The sequence below is a fragment of the Plantibacter sp. VKM Ac-2880 genome, assembly GCF_015351235.1.
In the GTDB taxonomy this organism is placed as follows: domain Bacteria; phylum Actinomycetota; class Actinomycetes; order Actinomycetales; family Microbacteriaceae; genus Plantibacter.
Map to the genome: position 1 here is coordinate 1,252,918 of NZ_JADKSJ010000002.1, position 17,511 is coordinate 1,270,428.

The 17,511-nt window shown below is 69.8% G+C and carries 16 protein-coding genes; 10 read left to right on the plus strand and 6 right to left on the minus strand.

What is annotated here, in order from left to right; translation table 11 throughout:
• Positions 1-105 precede the first annotated feature (105 nt).
• Together ITJ57_RS17960 and ITJ57_RS19900 are read right to left on the minus strand one after the other, a co-directional pair.
• The gene (locus ITJ57_RS17960; RefSeq protein ID WP_194671347.1) at positions 106-1,551 is read right to left on the minus strand and encodes a HAMP domain-containing sensor histidine kinase; all 1,446 of its coding nucleotides are present in this window, start codon (positions 1,549-1,551) and stop codon (positions 106-108) included.
• Between the two features lie 4 nt (positions 1,552-1,555).
• Complete coding sequence (locus ITJ57_RS19900; protein ID WP_194671348.1) at positions 1,556-2,263, minus strand: response regulator transcription factor; 708 nt, start codon at positions 2,261-2,263, stop codon at positions 1,556-1,558.
• A gap of 197 nt (positions 2,264-2,460) precedes the next feature.
• Between ITJ57_RS19900 and ITJ57_RS17970 the strand changes: the two genes are divergently transcribed.
• From ITJ57_RS17970 to rhaS, 4 genes are all read left to right on the plus strand, one after another.
• Positions 2,461-3,996 (plus strand): sugar ABC transporter ATP-binding protein, encoded by a 1,536-nt coding sequence (locus ITJ57_RS17970; RefSeq protein WP_194671349.1) that lies wholly within the window; start codon positions 2,461-2,463, stop codon positions 3,994-3,996.
• The gene (locus ITJ57_RS17975) at positions 3,993-5,063 is read left to right on the plus strand and encodes an ABC transporter permease (protein ID WP_194671350.1); all 1,071 of its coding nucleotides are present in this window, start codon (positions 3,993-3,995) and stop codon (positions 5,061-5,063) included. The genes ITJ57_RS17970 and ITJ57_RS17975 overlap by 4 nt, the downstream gene beginning before the upstream one ends.
• Positions 5,056-6,156 carry an ABC transporter permease gene (locus tag ITJ57_RS17980; RefSeq protein ID WP_194671351.1) on the plus strand — a complete coding sequence of 367 codons (1,101 nt, stop codon included), beginning with the start codon at positions 5,056-5,058 and terminating at the stop codon, positions 6,154-6,156. Before ITJ57_RS17975 ends, ITJ57_RS17980 begins: the two co-directional genes overlap by 8 nt.
• A gap of 68 nt (positions 6,157-6,224) precedes the next feature.
• Positions 6,225-7,286 (plus strand): rhamnose ABC transporter substrate-binding protein, encoded by a 1,062-nt coding sequence (rhaS, locus tag ITJ57_RS17985; protein WP_194671352.1) that lies wholly within the window; start codon positions 6,225-6,227, stop codon positions 7,284-7,286.
• A 152-nt stretch (positions 7,287-7,438) separates the two neighbouring features.
• Here rhaS and ITJ57_RS17990 read toward each other — a convergent pair whose 3' ends face one another.
• Positions 7,439-7,867, minus strand: a complete 429-nt coding sequence (locus tag ITJ57_RS17990; RefSeq protein WP_194671353.1) for a PLD nuclease N-terminal domain-containing protein — start codon at positions 7,865-7,867, stop codon at positions 7,439-7,441.
• A gap of 47 nt (positions 7,868-7,914) precedes the next feature.
• Here ITJ57_RS17990 and ITJ57_RS17995 point away from each other — a divergent pair, with 47 nt between their 5' ends.
• The 3 genes from ITJ57_RS17995 to ITJ57_RS18005 all read left to right on the plus strand — a co-directional run bounded on the left by ITJ57_RS17995 (position 7,915) and on the right by ITJ57_RS18005 (position 11,582).
• Entirely contained in the window at positions 7,915-8,844 is a 930-nt protein-coding gene (locus tag ITJ57_RS17995; protein ID WP_194671354.1) for an aldo/keto reductase family oxidoreductase, read from the plus strand.
• Between the two features lie 159 nt (positions 8,845-9,003).
• The gene (locus tag ITJ57_RS18000; RefSeq protein ID WP_194671355.1) at positions 9,004-10,053 is read left to right on the plus strand and encodes a LacI family DNA-binding transcriptional regulator; all 1,050 of its coding nucleotides are present in this window, start codon (positions 9,004-9,006) and stop codon (positions 10,051-10,053) included.
• An 89-nt stretch (positions 10,054-10,142) separates the two neighbouring features.
• A complete protein-coding gene (locus ITJ57_RS18005; RefSeq protein ID WP_194671356.1) occupies positions 10,143-11,582 on the plus strand; it encodes an L-fucose/L-arabinose isomerase family protein in 1,440 nt (479 codons plus the stop codon).
• Between the two features lie 101 nt (positions 11,583-11,683).
• Here ITJ57_RS18005 and ITJ57_RS18010 read toward each other — a convergent pair whose 3' ends face one another.
• Positions 11,684-12,292 carry a DNA alkylation repair protein gene (locus tag ITJ57_RS18010; RefSeq protein WP_194671357.1) on the minus strand — a complete coding sequence of 203 codons (609 nt, stop codon included), beginning with the start codon at positions 12,290-12,292 and terminating at the stop codon, positions 11,684-11,686.
• Positions 12,293-12,331: 39 nt separating this feature from the next.
• Here ITJ57_RS18010 and ITJ57_RS18015 point away from each other — a divergent pair, with 39 nt between their 5' ends.
• Positions 12,332-13,186, plus strand: coding sequence for an NAD-dependent epimerase/dehydratase family protein (locus ITJ57_RS18015; RefSeq protein ID WP_194671358.1), 855 nt, complete (start codon positions 12,332-12,334; stop codon positions 13,184-13,186).
• Between the two features lie 19 nt (positions 13,187-13,205).
• On the opposite strand, the gene ITJ57_RS18020 is transcribed toward ITJ57_RS18015, so the two are convergent.
• Entirely contained in the window at positions 13,206-14,528 is a 1,323-nt protein-coding gene (locus ITJ57_RS18020) for an MFS transporter (RefSeq protein WP_194671359.1), read from the minus strand.
• A 174-nt stretch (positions 14,529-14,702) separates the two neighbouring features.
• On the opposite strand from ITJ57_RS18020, the gene ITJ57_RS18025 reads away from it, so the two are divergent.
• Both ITJ57_RS18025 and rhaI read left to right on the plus strand, forming a co-directional pair.
• Positions 14,703-15,062 (plus strand): L-rhamnose mutarotase, encoded by a 360-nt coding sequence (locus ITJ57_RS18025; RefSeq protein ID WP_228507334.1) that lies wholly within the window; start codon positions 14,703-14,705, stop codon positions 15,060-15,062.
• An 81-nt stretch (positions 15,063-15,143) separates the two neighbouring features.
• Entirely contained in the window at positions 15,144-16,310 is a 1,167-nt protein-coding gene (gene rhaI, locus ITJ57_RS18030; RefSeq protein WP_194671360.1) for an L-rhamnose isomerase, read from the plus strand.
• A 289-nt stretch (positions 16,311-16,599) separates the two neighbouring features.
• On the opposite strand, the gene ITJ57_RS18035 is transcribed toward rhaI, so the two are convergent.
• Positions 16,600-17,433, minus strand: a complete 834-nt coding sequence (locus ITJ57_RS18035) for an alpha/beta fold hydrolase (RefSeq protein WP_194671361.1) — start codon at positions 17,431-17,433, stop codon at positions 16,600-16,602.
• Positions 17,434-17,511: the final 78 nt, after the last annotated feature.

Consider the following 17,511-nt stretch of genomic DNA (forward strand, 5'->3'; position numbering starts at 1 on the left):
CAGCCCGCTGCCGACGCCCACCCCTGTCCCTTCCTCAGGGGTTCCTCGGCGCGGCGCGGCCACCGGAGGCCGACGCGCCGACCGACTCCTGAGAACGGGAAGTGCTCACACCGGATCGGTCGGCAGGACCGGGGCGACGGGCAGGGTGACGACGACCTCCAGACCGTGACCGGGACGGTTCAGCAGCTGGATCGCTCCCCCGGCGTTGCGGGCGATGGCGGCGACGATCGCCAGCCCGAGTCCCGATCCGTGCCCGAAGGACCGCGTCGCGTCCGAACGGCTGAACCGCTCGAGTGCCCGTGGTTCGAAGGCCGGATCGAGTCCGCCCGCGGTGTCCGACACCCGCAGGGTGAGCAGGCCGTCGGCGTCGTCGAGCACGACCGACACCTGACGCGCACCCTGCTCGCGGTCGGCGAAGGCCTGCAGGGCGTTCCCCAGCAGGTTGTCGACGAGGCGGCCGAAGTCGTCGGCGCGGACGGCGTACGTGGCCGCGGCATCCGCTCCACGGTCCGCGAGCACACTCACCACCTCGACCTCCACCCCGGCGAGGGCCTCGTCCGAGGCGACGCGGAACCTGGCCCGCTCGACCGCCTCGAGCGCCTCGGCGTCGAGGGCGGCCGCCGTCGACCGCCCGACCGGCGCATCGGCCTCGATGCGCGAGAGTTCGAGCAGGGAGGTGACGAGCGCCGACAGCCTGGTGGCGCTGCGCTCGGCACCCTCGATGTCGGCGAGCAGCTGCTCCCGCGAGGAGTCCTCGAGTCGCGCGAGCTCCAGCTGCGTCCGGAGGATCGCGAGTGGCGTCCGGAGTTCGTGGCTCGCGTCGGAGACGAGTTGTCGCTCGCGGTCGGCGGACGCCCGCAGCCGCTCGATGAGGTCGTTGAGGGTGATCGCGAGCTGCGCGATCTCGTCGTCCGCCCGACCCACCGGGAGCAACTCCGCGGTCGAGCGACCGCTCAGGCGCTGCGCACTCACCCGAAGCCGCGTGACCGGGCGGAGCGACACCGTCGTCAGGATCCAACCCCCGGCCGCGACGCCGAGGACGAGCAGCGCGAACGATCCGACCAACAGGAGCCGCATCTGGACCAGCACGGTGGTCTCCTCGGCCTCGTCCCGCCCGGCGATGACGTACCAGGTGTCGCCGCCGACGGTCACGGGCTGCGACAGCAGGACATACGTGGCCCGGCCCGCGTCGACGATGGTGACCTCGCGGGTCGCCGCGAGCGCGGGGAGCTGCCCCGCCAAGGTCGTCGGGAGGCTGAAGACGGGGATCGAGCCGTCGGGGGCGATCACCGCGATCCGGGTACCGAGGCCAGGGCCCTGCAACGGGTCGTCGGGCCTCGCCTGCAGCGCGAACACGTATTGGGCGCCGTCGCTGCGGAGCGCCTGGACGGTGCCGTCGCGGACGATGCGTTCCAACTGGGCGTTGATCGCGAGGCCCGCGAAGAGCGACACGACGACCGCGATGAGGAGGCTGCCGCCCGCGATCCGGGTGCGGATGCCGTGGTGCCGTCCGCGTCCGCCCCGCCCGCGTCCGCCGGGCCCTCCCGTCATCGGCTCACCGTTCCGCGGCGACGACGGAGAACCCCACGCCTCGCGTCGTCACGATGCGGACACCCGCCTCGGCCAGCTCGAGCTTGCGCCGGAGCCGGCTGATGTACTGGTCGACGACGTTCGGGTCGATGTTGTCGAAGGTCTCCCAGACCTCGCGCAGCATGGCCGCACGGGACACCACGACGCCAGGCTCGCTCGCCAGGACGCGCAGGACGTCGAACTCGGTCCCGCTGAGCGGCACGTCGCGTTCCCCCACGCGTGCCCGATGGCGGTGCAGGTCGAGCGTCAGGCCGCCGACGTCCAAGCGCGGCTGCGCGGTGAGGGCGTCGCGTCGCCGGACGGCCCGGATGCGGGCGGCGAGCTCGGCGAACGCGAACGGTTTGATCATGTAGTCGTCGGCTCCCGCGTCGAGGCCGCGGACCCGGTCGTCGACGGCGTCGCGGGCGGTCAGCAGGATGACGGCGAGCGTCGGGTCGAGGTCCTTGAGCTCGCGGCAGACGGTGAAGCCGGAGCGCCCCGGGAGCATGACGTCGACGACGGCGACCTGGTACCCCGTCTCCCCACCCGCCGCCGGGTTCGCGACCGCCTGCTTGGCCAGGGCCAGCGCGCTCGGACCGTCGAACGCGGTCGTCACCTCGTGTCCGTCGGAACCGAGGCCGCGGGAGAGGAGGGCCGCCATCTCGCGTTCGTCGTCGACCACGAGGATCCGCACGGTCGTCCTCCTTCGCCATCGAGCATCCACAGCCTAGGCGAGACGGCCCTGGCACCGTTTCTGAAGGTCCTGTCAGGAACGGCCGGTTCGTCTTGCCGCCCGCGAGAAGCCAGCCGTACAGTGCAGTGCTCCCGACCATGAATCGATTCACGACGCTGGCCGGAACGAACCCCTCACCGTGGAGGAACGGACCCTCAATGACGATCGACCCGCCAGCGCACCCCGCGCGCTCAGCGCAGCCCGCGCTCTCCCTCATCGGAGCCGCCAAGACCTTCGGACCCGTCGTCGCGCTCGCCGACGGTACCGTCCAGGTCGAAGCCGGAGAGATCCACGCCCTCGTCGGCGAGAACGGCGCGGGCAAGTCCACGCTCGTGAAGATCCTCGCCGGCCTCTACACGCCGGACGCCGGAGACTTCACCCTCGCCGGCAAGCCGGTCGCCTTCCGCGGCGTCGCCGACAGCAAGGCCGCCGGGGTCTCCGTCATCTACCAGGAGCCGACCCTCTTCCCCGACCTCACCGTCGCGGAGAACATCTTCATCGGCCGCCAGCCGAAGAACAGCCTCGGCCTCATCAGCACCAGCGCCATGCGGAAGGCCGCCAAGGCCCTCTTCGACCGCCTCGGCGTCCAGATCGACCCCGACCGCGTGGCCGAGGGCCTGTCGATCGCCGACCAGCAGATCATCGAGATCGCGAAGGCCATCTCCCTCGACGCCAAGGTCCTCATCATGGACGAGCCCACCGCGGCCCTCTCGGGTGTCGAGGTCGACCGCCTCTTCCAGGTCGCCCGCTCCCTGCGCGACGCAGGCGCCGGCATCCTGTTCATCTCCCACCGCTTCGAGGAGGTCTTCGCGCTGTGCGACCGCATCACGGTCATGCGCGACGGCCGCTACATCGCCACGCACGTCACGGCCGAGACGACCGTCGACGCGATCGTCCGCCAGATGGTCGGACGGGACATCGCCACCCTCTTCCCCAAGCAGGACGCGGAGATCGGCGACGCGGTCCTCACCGTCGAGCACTTGTCTCGGGCCGGCGTCTTCTCCGACATCTCCTTCACCGTGCGGTCGGGCGAGATCGTCGCTCTGGCCGGACTCGTCGGCGCCGGACGCACCGAGGTCGCCCGCGCGGTCTTCGGCATCGACCCGTACGACTCCGGCCGCGTCACGCTCGGCGGGGCACCGGTCAAGGCCGGAGACCCGCAGGCCGCGATCACGGCGGGGATGGGCTTCGTCCCGGAGGACCGCCGCAAGCAGGGCCTCGTCATGGACCTCTCCGTCGCCCGCAATGCGACCCTCACCCTCCGCCACCGGCTCGCCCGCTTCGGCCTCATCTCCGGGCGCCGCGAACGACTGGCCGCCGAGGAGTGGTCGACCCGGCTCCAGGTGAAGACGGGCTCGCAGGAGTACGCGGTCTCCACCCTCTCCGGCGGCAACCAGCAGAAGGTTGTGCTCGCGAAGTGGCTCGCCACCGAGCCCAGCTTCCTCATCGTCGACGAACCGACCCGCGGCATCGACGTCGGCACGAAGAGCGAGGTCCACCGCCTCATCTCCGAACTCGCGGGCCGCGGCATCGCGATCCTCATGATCTCCTCCGAACTGCCCGAGGTCCTCGGCATGGCCGACCGCGTGCTCGTCATGCACGAGGGCCGGATCACCGCCGAGCTCACCCGCGAAGAAGCGACCCCGGAGACCGTGATGCACGCGGCGACCGGATCCCTGGAAGGCGCACGATGACGAACACCACCACCACCAAGCCGGGCGGCGGCACGGGACCCGGCGGCACCCCCGTCACGGTCGCGACCGAACGCACGACGAACCCCATCGCGTCGATCGTGCGGCTCCGGGAGCTGCCGGTGACGGTCGCCCTCGTCGTCCTCGTGCTCGTCACGTACCTCGCGAACCCGCTGTTCCTCTCGGCGCAGGGGGTGAAGGACCTCCTCCTCAACGCGACGATCATGATCATCCTCGCCGTGGGCCAGGCGCTCGTCATCATCACCCGCAACGTCGACCTCTCCGTCGGATCGATCCTCGGACTGGTCGCCTTCGCGACCGGCACCATGTTCGCGACGATGCCGCAGCTGCCGATCATCGCCGTGTTCCTCATCGCGATGCTCCTCGGTGCGGTCCTCGGCGCGATCAACGGTGCGCTCGTCACGATCGCCAAGGTGCCGGCGCTCGTCATCACGCTCGGCACGCTGTACATCTACCGTGGCCTCAACAACGCCTGGGCCGGCGGCACGCAGTACTTCGCCGACGACCGGCCGGACGCCTTCGGCAACCTCTCCGTCGACACGGTCCTCGGGTTCCCCGTCATCACCCTCATCGCGATCCTGGTCGTCGTGGTCGTCGCCGTGTTCATGGCCGGCGCCCGCTCGGGACGCGACCTGTACGCGATCGGGTCCGACCCCGACGCCGCGAAGCTCTTCGGCATCCCCGTCGGCCGCCGGGTGTTCCTCGCCTTCCTCGCCAACGGGGTGCTCGCCGGGCTCGCCGGGGTGCTCTACGCCTCCCGCTTCAATTCGGTCGGTGCGACCACGGGGTCCGGTATGGAACTCGACGTCGTGGCCGCAGCGGTGGTCGGCGGCGTCGCCATCTTCGGCGGCAGCGGCTCGGTCGCCGGAGCCGCGATCGGCGCGATCCTCCTCACCACGATCACCAGCGCCCTGACCGCTCTGCGCGTCGACAAGTTCTGGCAGCAGGCGATCGTTGGCGTCCTCATCCTGGCCGCGATCATCATCGATCGTGTCGCCAGCCTCCGTACGGCCAAGAAACTGCGAATGAGCGAGGCACGCGATGTCTGATCTGAAGACCCCGGCACCGGCGAAGGCGCCGTTCACGAAGGGTTCCGGCCCGCTCGGCACCGACACCACCGGCGTGCTCGTCGCCGAGCCGAAGGGTCGCACGGGGCTCTCCCGCATCCTGCTCGGTCGCGACGCGATCATGATCTACGCCCTGCTCGTGGTCGTGATCGGGGCGTGCCTCCTCATCCCGCGCTTCGCCTCGCCCGTCACCGTCGGCTTCCTCCTCCTCGACGTCATCCCGATCCTCCTCATCGCCATGCCGATGACGCTCGTGATCATCACCGGCGAGATCGACCTGTCCGTCGCCAGCACCGCCGGCCTCACCAGCGCCGTCATCGGCGTGCTGTGGGCCGGCGGCGGGATGGACATCGGCGTGGTCCTCCTCGTCGGCCTGCTCGTCGGCGTCGTCGCCGGGGCGTTCAACGGCTTCCTCATCGCGGTGGTCGGGCTCCCCTCGCTGGCCGTGACCATCGGTACCCTCGCCCTGTTCCGCGGGCTCGCGCTCGTCGTCATCGGCGACAACGCCGTCGCGAACTTCCCCGCGGAACTCACCGCGTTCTTCACCTCGAAGATCGGCTCCACCGGCATCCCGGTCGTGATGGTCGGCGTACTCGTCGTCGTCCTCGTCTTCGGCGTGGTCCTGCACCTCACGCCGTTCGGCCGCGGCCTCTACGCCCTCGGCTTCAGCTCGGAGGCGGCGAGCTTCGTCGGCATCAAGGTGGCCCGCTCGAAGTTCTGGCTGTACGTCGCGACCGGTGGTGTCTCGGCCCTCGCCGGGATCTTCTGGACGCTGCGCTACTCCAGCGCTAGGAGCGACAACGCCTCCGGCCTCGAACTCGCCGTCATCGCGGCGGTCCTCCTCGGCGGCGTCTCCATCTTCGGCGGCAAGGGATCGATCCCCGGGGTCGTCGCCGGCGTCCTCCTCATCGGGACGATCAACTACGCGCTCCGACTCGGTCGCGTCTCCGACGTCGTGCTCATCATCGTCACCGGCACCCTGCTGATCGCCTCGGTGGTCGGCCCCAGTATCTTCGAATCCGTCAAGCAGTGGAACCACCACCGACGAATCCGACGCAGCCTGCCCCAGCGCTGATCCCCGATCAGCGCGCACCCGGGCGATCCCACGCCACAGCACCAGGCGTATCCTGAAAGGAACAGACAATGCAGTCGATTCGAAACCATGCGACAGGCCGTCCGGCCCGTCGAGCAGCGGCCCTCATCGCCGCAGCAGCATCACTCGCCCTCATCGCGACGGGGTGCGCCACAGGCGACTCCGCCGGCTCCGGTGGTGGCGCAGGCGGAGCCGAGAGCATCACGTTCATCCCGAAGCAGCTCAACAACCCGTATACGGACGTCGTGCTCGGCGGCGGTGAGGACGGCGCGAAGGCGGCCGGCTTTTCGGCCACCGAGGTCGTCGGCCCGCTCGAGGCGAGCGCGTCCAGCCAGGTGTCCTTCATCAACGCGGAGACCCAGGCCGGCACGAACGTCATCGTCATCGCGGCGAACGACCCCGACGCCGTCTGCCCCGCCCTCAAGGAGGCTCGCGAGGGCGGCGCGAAGATCGTCGCGTTCGACTCCGACACCAGCAAGGACTGCCGCGACGTCTTCATCTCGCAGGTCGTCGCCAAGGACGTCGCGCTGATCCAGACGAAGCTCATCGCTGAGCAGATCGGCGGATCCGGCGAGATCGCGATCCTCTCGGCCACCGCGAACGCGACGAACCAGAACGAGTGGATCGCCTTCATGGAGGAGGAGCTCAAGTCGAACCCCGAGTACAAGGACATCAAGCTCGTCGCCAAGGTCTACGGCGACGACGACGACACGAAGTCCTTTCAGGAGGCCCAGGGGCTGCTGCAGGCGCACCCGAACCTGAAGGGCATCATCTCGCCCACGACGGTCGGCATCGCCGCGACCGCCCGCTACCTCTCCACCTCGGAGTACAAGGGCAAGGTCGCACTGACGGGCCTCGGTCTGCCGAACGAGATGCGTCCGTTCGTGAAGGACGGCACCGTCACCGCGTTCGCGCTGTGGGACCCGGCACAGCTCGGCTACGTCGCCGCGTACGCCGGCAAGGCACTCGCTGAGGGCACCATCACGGGCAAGGAGGGCGACACCTTCGAAGCCGGCGACCTGGGCGAGCGCGAGGTCGGCGCCGACGGCACCGTCATCGTCGGGCCGCCGACCACCTTCACCGCGGACAACATCGACGACTACGACTTCTAGGAGTCACCCGCGTCGACGCACCACCACACGAACCACCACCACTGCCCTAACTCAGGAGCGGCTGGGCGTGTCGCCTCACCGGGGCCCGCGCCACCGCCGACACGCCGACTGCGTCCTGAGTTAGGGCAGTGGGTCGTTCGGGCAATGGGTCGTCAGCGCGGCTGGTCGTCGGCGGGAGGATCGGATCGCTGCATCTCGAGTTCGAGCTTGCGGATGCGCTCGGCGTCCTCGGCCGCCTGGATCTCGCGTTCGAGGGCGGCGAGCTGCTCCTCCGTGCTGCTGACGGCGCGGTCGGGCTGCGACGGCGACGGCGTCGTGGGCATGGAGGACGACCGGCCGGGGCCCCACGAACCGGACGTCCGCGGCTGCTTCCGACCCCGGCGTTCGGGCAGCTTGATGCGACTGTTCGACCAGTCCTTGCCGAGGAGGAACCACAGGCCGACGCCGATGAGGGGGATGAAGACGATGAGCAGGACCCAGACGATCTTGGGCAGGTTGCGGACGACGGGTTCCGGCTGGCCGACCACGTCGATGAGCGCGACGATCGTGAGGACGATGAGCAACAACGACAACACGAACATGCGTCAATCCTAGGCAGGCTGTCGGTGCGTTCGGCCAGGATGGGACGATGAAGACCATCCCCCTGCCCCAGACCGACCTGACCGCATCCAGCATCGTCCTCGGCCTCATGCGCATCGAACCCCTCGACGACGAGGCCATCCGCACCCTCTTCCACACCGCACGCGACGCCGGCGTGACCGTCTTCGACCACGCCGACATCTACGGCTCGGAGCGCCACGGCTGCGAGCGCCGGTTCGGCGACGCCGTCACCCTCACCGCCGCCGAGCGCGAGCAAGTGGTCATCCAGTCGAAGGTCGGCATCCGCCCGGGCTTCTTCGACTTCTCCGAGGAGCACATCCTCCGCACGGTCGACGAGTCGCTGGCCGCGCTCAAGACCGACTACCTCGACCTCCTGCTCCTTCACCGGCCCGACACCCTCGTCGAGCCCGAGGAGGTCGCGTCCGCGTTCGACACCCTGCAGGCGTCGGGCAAGGTCCGGAACTTCGGTGTCTCGAACCACACGCCGGCGCAGGTCGAGCTCCTCAAGGCCTCGGTCGAGCAGCCGCTCATCGCGAACCAGGTGCAGCTGAGCATCACGCACGCGCCGATCATCGCGTCGGGTATCGCCACGAACATGGCGGGCCTCGACCAGTCGATCGACCGCGACAACGGCATCCTCGACTACAGCCGCCTCACCGGCATGACCCTGCAGGCGTGGTCGCCGTTCCAGGCCGGCTTCTTCACCGGTGTCTTCCTCGGCGACCGCGAGCACTACGCGGAGCTCAACGACGTTCTCGACGAGCTGGCGGCGACGCACGACGTCACGCCGACGGGGATCGCCACGGCGTGGATCACCCGCCACCCTGCGAACATCCAGGTGGTGCTCGGCACCACGAAGCCGTCGCGCGTGGAGGAGGCGGCAGCGGGTTCCGACGTGACGCTGTCGCGCCAGGAGTGGTACCGCCTGTTCACCGCGGCCGGTCACACCCTGCCGTAGGCCCTCGCGGTTCGCGGGTCGCCATCGGCGGGCCGCACCGTCCACAACTCAGGACCGACCCCGCGTGTCGCGTCCGCCGGACCGGCTGTCGCGTCGACACGCCGCGGCCGTCCTGAGTTGTGGACGGGTACGCTCGTGGAGGGAACCGGGAGGACGGACATGGCGAAGCACGACATCGGGTTCGCCGCCGTCGCCAGACTCGCCGGGGTGTCGAACGCGACCGTCTCGAACACGCTCAACCGCCCCGAGATCGTCGCCCCGGCCACGCGTGAACGGGTGCTCGCGGCGATCGCCGAACTCGACTTCGTGCCCAACCGCGCTGCGGCGACGCTCCGGCAGGGCACGAACCGGCTCATCGGCCTCGTGATCCCCGACATCGTGAACCCCTTCTACTCGGCGATCACCCGCGGCGTGACCGAGGCGGCCGCCGAGCGCGGGTACACGGTCGCCCTCTGCGTCAGCCACGACGACCCGGACCTCGAGCTGCAGCACTTCGAGATGCTCGCCGAGCACCGGGCGGCCGGCGCCTTGGTCGCTCCGTTGACGGCCGACGCCTCGCGCCTCGCCCAGCTGCGTCGGGTCGGCAGCCGCCTCGTGCTCATGGACCGCACCGCGCCCGAGGGTACCGGGTGCTCCGTGGCCATCGACGACGTGCGCGGCGGTGAGCTGGCGGTGGCGCATCTGTTGGCGACGACCGGCGGACGAGGACCGATCGTGCTCGTGAACGGTGACCGCGCGATCCCCCAGTGCGAGGACCGACGCGAGGGAGCGCGGAACGCCTTCATCGCGGCGGGGATCGATCCCGACGAGCTGGTGGAGGTCACGGCCCGGGAGATGACGGTGGATGCGGGTCGCGAGGCCGGCCGAGACATCGCGGCACGCACACCGGACGCCGCCGGGGTCTTCTGCACGAACGACCAGCTCGCCCTCGGGGTCATCCGCGGGCTGAACGACGGCGGTCGCGACGTACCGGGCGACGTATCGGTGGTCGGCTACGGCGACCTGCCGCTCGCGGCCGACGGCCGGGTGCCGCTCACCACGGTCGAGCAGCCGAAGGACGAGCTCGGACGCGTCGCCGTGGAGATCCTGCTGGCCGAACTCGGCACCGATCGCTCCTCGCACACGCATGTGGCGCGCACCCTCGAACCGCGCATCGTCGTGCGCGAATCCGCGCCGGCGACCTCGCGCGACTCGATCCCCGCTTCCTGATCCTCGACGCGGCAAGGTGGTTGCCGCTACAGTCGGATCACGGATTGAATCGATTAAACGGCACCGCCGCCGGACGAACAGGATCACCGATGACCCACACCCCCGCCGCACACCCACTCCTCGCCCCGAAGGCACGCCGCAAGCCGCGCGTCGGTCTCGTCGCCGGCGGACTCGGGACGTACTGGCCACAGTTCCCCGACCTCCTCCCCCAGCTGCAGGCGTCGGCCCGCGTCGTCTCCGAGCGCTTCCAAGGCATGGACGCCGAGGTCGTCGACGTCGGGTTCATCTCCGACGCCCAGGAGGGCGAGGTCGCCGCCGAGCGCCTCCGCCAGGGCGACTGCGACCTCATCGTCCTCTTCCTCGCCACCTACCTGACCTCGTCGATGGTCCTCCCCATCGCCCAGCGCACCGGCACCCCGGTGCTCGTCATCGACCTGCAGCCGACCGAGCGGATGGACCACGCGAGCTTCGACACCGGCGCCTGGCTGGCCTACTGCGGGCAGTGCCCGGTGCCGGAGGTCGGCAACGTCTTCCGCCGGGCGGGCATCCCCTTCCGTTCGGTCTCGGGGTGGCTGCATCAGGAGTCGGCCTGGGAGCGCATCGGCGGATGGATCCAGGCGGCCCATGTCCGCGCCGCCCTCCGGCATGCGCGCCACGGCCTCATGGGTCACGTCTATCCCGGCATGCTCGACGTCTCCACGGACCTCACCCTGCTCCCCACCACCTTCGGATCACACGTGGAGGTGCTCGAGTTCGACGACCTCCGCGTCCTCGTCGACGAGGTCACCGACGCCCAGGTGGCCGACCGCATGGCCCTCGCCCGTGAGGTCTTCACGCTCGACGACACCGTGGTGGAGGACGACTTCGCGTGGGGCGCCAAGGTGTCGGTGGGCCTCGACCGCCTCGTCGAGGAGTTCGCGCTCGACAGTCTCGCCTACTACCACCGCGGTCGCGACGGCGAGCAGCACGAGCGACTGGGTGCCGGCATGATCCTCGGCGCCTCGTTGCTCACCGCTCGCGGCGTCCCGACGACCGGCGAGTACGAGCTGCGGACGACGGTCGCGCAGCTGGCGACCCAGGTCGTGGGGGCCGGTGGTTCGTTCTGCGAGATCCAGGCGCTGGATTTCATCGACGGGGTCGTCGAGATGGGCCATGACGGACCGGCGCACCTCGCCGTCAGCTCCCGCGACCCGTCGCTGCGCGGCCTCGGGGTGTACCACGGCAAGCGCGGCTGGGGCGTGAGCGTCGAGTTCGACGTGCGCCACGGTCCGGTGACCCTCCTGGGGCTCGGCCAGGATCGCGACGGTTCGCTGGCGTTCGTCGCATCGGAGGGGACGGTCGTGCCAGGCCCGCTCCTCGCGATCGGCAACACGACGAGCCGCGTCGACTTCGGTCGGGACCCCGGCGTCTGGGTCGACGAGTGGAGCGCGACCGGCATCGGCCACCACTGGTCGCTGTCGCTCGGGCATCGGGCGGCCGACTACCGCGCGGCGGCCAGTCTCCTCGGGATCGACTTCCGCCAGGTGTGACGCGACGCCGGTCCCTGAGCCGACGCCGGTCCCTGAGCCGATCCCGGTCCCTGAGCCGCCGCCGGTCCCTGAGCCTGTCGAGGGCTCACGCACCGACCACCTCAGAGCACCGCGCGCAGCCGCTCCACCGCGGGCTCCACGACCGCGATCGGCGCCGGCCGCTGGAGCCCGTCGAGCGCGACCGACAGTCGGCGGGCCGCGCGATCGACGTCCCCGCCACCCGCACCAAGCTCACGGATCGGCGCGAGCAGCGCCGCCCGTCGCAACCACGGCTCGTCCTGCATCCACCGGTCGAGCACGGTCTCCGCCTTGGCCCGCGCCGTCCCGTCGAGGTGGTCGAGCAGAGGGCCGATGACGTCGGTCGCGAGCGGATCGGCCAGCTCGGCGTGACGACCGCTGCGCACGAAGCCCTCGATGCGCGTGAGATCCGTGTGCTTGAGGACGGCGACGCTCGCCTGCAGGAGGACGACCGTCGCGAGCCGACGCTCGAAGACCGGCACCGACCAGAGCTCGGATGCGAGGGCCGTCAGCTCGTCGTGCTCCATCCCGCGGAACTTCCGGAGGGCGTCCCGCACGGTGCCTCGGACCGCTCCGACGGACGATCCATAGGACTCGAGCCCACCGCCGAGCCGCTCGACGACGTCTGCTGCACGATAGCCGTCGCCCTCGTACCGGAGCGCGGCGTCGATGAACTCCCCGGCAGCACCCATCCCACCATTCTCCCTCCTGGTGCCGGGTACGGTTGGGCGATGACCATCGTGATCGTGGGACTCGGACAGCTCGGCTCGGACGTCGCCGGGAGACTCGTGGCCCGCGGTGAGGACGTGGTCGGCGTGAAGCGCACGGCCCCGACGACCCCGACCCCGGTCGTCGAGAACGCCCCGGGGCGCTTCACCCTCCAGCTCTGCGACCTCACCACCATGAGCCCCGAGCTCCCGACGGACACGGCCGCGATCGTGGTCGCCCTCGCTCCGCACCAGCGGTCCGTCGAGGCCTACGACGGCCTCTACCGCGACGGGGTCGCGCATCTGCTGGCCGCCGTCGCCGAGCTCCCCGGCATCCCACCGCGGATCCTCTTCGTCTCGTCGACCGCCGTCTGGGGCGAGGACGGCGGCGAGCGCATCGACGACACCACGCCCGCCGTCCCGACGACCGGGACCGCACGGGCCCTGGTCGCCGCCGAGGAGGCCGTCAGCGCCGCCGTGCCGGAGGCGAGTCTCATCCGGTTCGGCGGTCTCTACGGGCCGACGTCGACGATGTTCGTCGACCAGGTCCGCGACGGGCGCGTGACCAGGCCGTCCGGATGGACCAACCGCATCCATCGCGACGACGCCGCGGCCGTGATCCTGCACCTGCTCGATCTGCCGGCGACCGCCCTGCCTCCGGTGGTGGCGGGCATCGACGAGGAGCCGGTCCTCCTGTCGACGGCGGCAGACTTCATCGCCGAGCGCCTCGGCGTCGCCCCACCGGTCCTCGACGACGCCGGTCGTACGCCTGAGGAGTCGCGTCGTGGCAAGCGCATCGTCGCCGACGCGCTCCGCGACAGCGGGTTCTCCTACCGCTACCCCACCTACCGCGAGGGCTACGCGGCGCAGCTCCCCTGATCGACTCCGGTCACGCCGGTCACACCGGCTTCGACACCTCCGCCATGGCGCGAAGACCGGACGGCACGAGCACGGCGACCGCCAGGACGACGAAGGTGAGCACGCCCGCCACCACGAGGAGCAGCTCCACCGAGACCACGTCGGCGAGCGGTCCGAAGACGATCATCCCGAGCGGCATCGACACCGCCATGACGATGCCGACGAAGCCGAACACGCGGCCCTGACGCTCCGGTTCGACGCGTTCCTGCAGCAGCGTCATGGAGGTCGTCGAGAAGAACGGCACCGCGAGGCCGAGCAGGAGCATGAAGCCGAAGAACACCCAGAGGTTCGTCGACAGCCCCAGGCCGATCGAGAGCACCCCGAACACGACCGACGACCCGACGAGCAGCAGCACCCGGTTCTTCGTGCCACCCCAGATCGCGATGATCGCGCCCCCGGCGACCATGCCGACGCTGAACGCGAGTTCGTTCACGGTGAGCATCCACACCTCGTCGCCGAACGTCCGCGCGATCATGAGCGGCGTCAGGTAGGACGGGGCGACGATCAGCAGGAACACGATCGCGAAGAGGATCAGCAGCCACCGCACGAACCCGTGACGCCACACGTATCGGACGCCCTCGGTGAGGTCGGCGAAGTAGCCGGGACGTTCGCCGCTCCGGACGAGCGTCCGCACCGGGACGAGGAGCAGCAGGCCGATCCCGATGGCCGCTGTGACGACGTCGACGAAGAAGATCGCGACGAGCGATGCGCTCGCGTACAGCGCGCCGGCGGCCGCGGGGGCGACGAGCATCATCGCCGACTGGATGGAACCGTTGATGCCGTTGACGCGCATGAGCTTGTCGGTCGGCGTGATCTGCGGGATGAGCGCGGACACGGCCGGCATCTGGATGCCGGCGCCGACCGAACGGATCGCGAGCGTGAGGAAGATGAGCCAGAGGTCGGCGGCGCCGGTGATGAGGAAGATCGCGAGAGCGAGCGTCGTGATCGCGATGGAGCCGTCGGCGACGATGATCAGCAGCTTGCGGTTCATCCGGTCGGCCCAGACGCCGCCGAAGATGGACACGACGGCCTGCGGCAGGAATCCGGCGACCGCAGCGAACGCCAGCACCACCCCGGACTTCGTCTCGAGGGTGAGGTGCCACATGATCGCGTACTGCACGAGCATCGAGCCGAACAACGAGACCGTCTGGCCGGAGAGGAAGACGGCGACGTCACGACGCCAGTGCGGGTGGTCGGTCGCGTCGAAGGCGCCGACCGCGGGATCGTCGGTCGACGCGGTCGGATCCGGCGCCGCCGGACCCGCGGTCGTCGGCCAGTCCGCCTGCCCATCGTCGGGAGTCATGTGGACACCGTATACATCCACGGTCCGTCTGTCCAGACCTCGTCCGGATGGGCGCTCCACGGCGATCCGCCGAGCACCGCGCCGATTGACCGCTCGGAGGGACGCCGATAGCCTGGGGCGATCGTCTCTGAATCGATTCATGGCGATTCCTCGTGAACCGAAAGGCCAGCCTCGATGACGAGCACCGAGCCCCTGCACCGCGTGTGCTTCCAACTGCAGGTCAAGCCGGAACGGCTCGCCGAGTACCGCGAGCGTCATGCCGCCGTCTGGCCCGAGATGCTGCGAGCCCTGGCCGGCACCGGCTGGCGGAACTACTCGCTGTTCGTCCGAGACGACGGGCTGCTCATCGGGTACTTCGAGACGCCCTCGCTCAAGGCGGCCCAGGCTGGCATGGCCGAGACCGAGGTGAACGCCCGCTGGCAGGCCGAGATGGGCGAGTTCTTCGTCGACCTCGACCTTCCGCCCGACCAGGGCTTCCTGCAGCTGACCGAGGTCTTCCACCTCGAGGACCAACTCGCCGCCCTGCCGGAGTAGCGTTAATGAAACGATTCACATAGGCTGCAACCGGCGCCGCCAGCGCACACCGACCACCGGAACACCCACAGAGAAGTGATCATGACCCGTTTCGACACCATCACCCCCCTGCTCGAGAAGCAGGCCATCGAGCTCCCCTCCTGGGCGTTCGGCAACTCCGGCACGCGCTTCAAGGTGTTCACGACGCCCGGCACCCCGCGCACGCCAGAGGAGAAGATCGCCGACGCCGCGAAGGTGCACGAGTTCACCGCCCTCGCGCCGAAGGTCGCCCTGCACATCCCGTGGGACCTCGTCGACGACTTCGGCGCCCTGCGCACGTACGCCGAGGACCACGGCGTCGCCCTCGGCACCATCAACTCGAACACCTTCCAGGACGAGGACTACAAGTTCGGCAGCCTGACGCACAGCGACCCGAAGATCCGCCAGAAGGCCATCGACCACCACTTCGCCTGCATCGACGTCATGCACGCGACGGGGTCGCAGGACCTCAAGATCTGGCTCGCGGACGGCAGCAACTACCCGGGCCAGCAGGACATCCGCGGCCGACAGGACCGCCTCGCCGACTCGCTGCAGCAGATCTACGCGCGACTCGGTGACGAGCAGCGCCTCGTGCTCGAGTACAAGTTCTTCGAGCCGGCGTTCTACCACACCGACGTCCCCGACTGGGGAACGTCCTACGCCCAGGTCGTCGAGCTGGGTGACCAGGCGCTCGTCTGCCTCGACACCGGACACCACGCGCCCGGTACGAACATCGAGTTCATCGTCGCGCAGCTGCTCCGCCTCGGGAAGCTCGGCTCCTTCGACTTCAACTCCCGGTTCTACGCCGACGACGACCTCATCGTCGGCGCGGCCGACCCGTTCCAGCTGTTCCGCATCCTCTACGAGGTCGTGCGCGGCGGCGGTCTGGACGAGGATTCCCCCGTGGCGTTCATGCTCGACCAGTGCCACAACGTCGAGGACAAGATCCCCGGCCAGATCCGCTCGGTGCTGAACGTGCAGGAGATGACGGCCCGCGCGCTGCTCGTCGACCGCGACGCCCTGACCACGGCGCAGGAGGCCGGCGACGTCCTCGGTGCGAACGGGATCCTCATGGACGCGTTCTACACCGACGTCCGCGGCCCGCTCGCCGCGTGGCGCGAGAGCCGCGGGCTGCCGGCGGACCCGTTCGCCGCCTATCTCGCCTCGGGCTACCAGCAGCGGATCGCGGAGGAGCGCGTCGGCGGGACGCAGGCCGGCTGGGGCGCGTAGGCGCCCTTCGACAGGCTCAGGGACCAACTTCCGGTCACTGAAGAGCATCGGTCACTGAGCTTGTCGAAGTGCCCACGAAAGAACTCCGCCCTTCGACAGGCTCAGGGACCGGGGTTCCGCGACCGAGCCGAACCTGGTCACTGAGCCGAACCCGGTCACTGAGCTTGTCGAAGTGCCCACGAAGGAGCCCCGCCCTTCGACAGGCTCAGGGACCGGGCAGCCCTTCGACAAGCTCAGGGACCGACAGGCCCGGGACCGGGATCCGGTCACCGAGCCTGTCGAGGTGCCACTACTTCGCGAGGAAGGCGAGCAGCTGCTCGTTGACCTCGCGGTAGTGCGTCCACAGCATGCCGTGCGGCGCACCCTCGATCTCGACGTACTCGGCCGACGGCAGCGCCTTCGCGAACACGCGGCCGGTCGAGTCGATCGGGAGGACGCGGTCGCCCGTGCCGTGCACGATCAGCGAGGGCACATCGATCTTCGCGACGTCGGCGCGGAAGTCCGTCAGCCAGGTGGGCTGCGCGGCGAGCGAGGCGAACGGCGAGGCGTTGTACGCGAGCTGGGTGTTCGCCCGCAGCGCCTCCTCGCTCAGACGGGAGCCGAGGTTCTCGTCGGTGTTGAAGAAGTTCTCGAAGAAGCTCGTGAAGAACGCGTAGCGGTCGTCGGTCGCAGCCGCGAGGAGCCCGTCGAACACGTCCTGCGGAACGCCGGTCGGGTTGTCGTCGGTCTGCAGGAGGTAGGGCTCGAGCGAGCCGAGGAACACGGCCTTGGCGATGCGCTCGGAGCCGTAGGTGCCGAGGTAGCGGCCGACCTCGCCGGTGCCCATCGAGAAGCCGACGAGGACGGCGTCCTGCAGCTCGAGTCCGTCGACGACGGCCTTGAGGTCGGCCGCGAAGGTGTCGTAGTCGTAGCCGACGGTGGGCCTCGAGGACTTGCCGAAGCCGCGACGGTCGTAGGTGATGACGCGGTAGCCGGCGTCGAGGAGCGCGGCGGTCTGCTTCTCCCACGAGGAGCCGTCGAGCGGATAGCCGTGGATGAGGACGACCGGCTGACCGGTGCCGTGGTCTTCGACGTAGAGCTCCACAGAGGTGCTGTTCTCGGTTCCGACGGTGATGAACGACATGGTTCGATTCCTTTCGTCTCGGCGCCCGAGCTGATCGCCCGGTCCCGCGCCCCGAATGAGAACGCTCGTTCTCTTCGA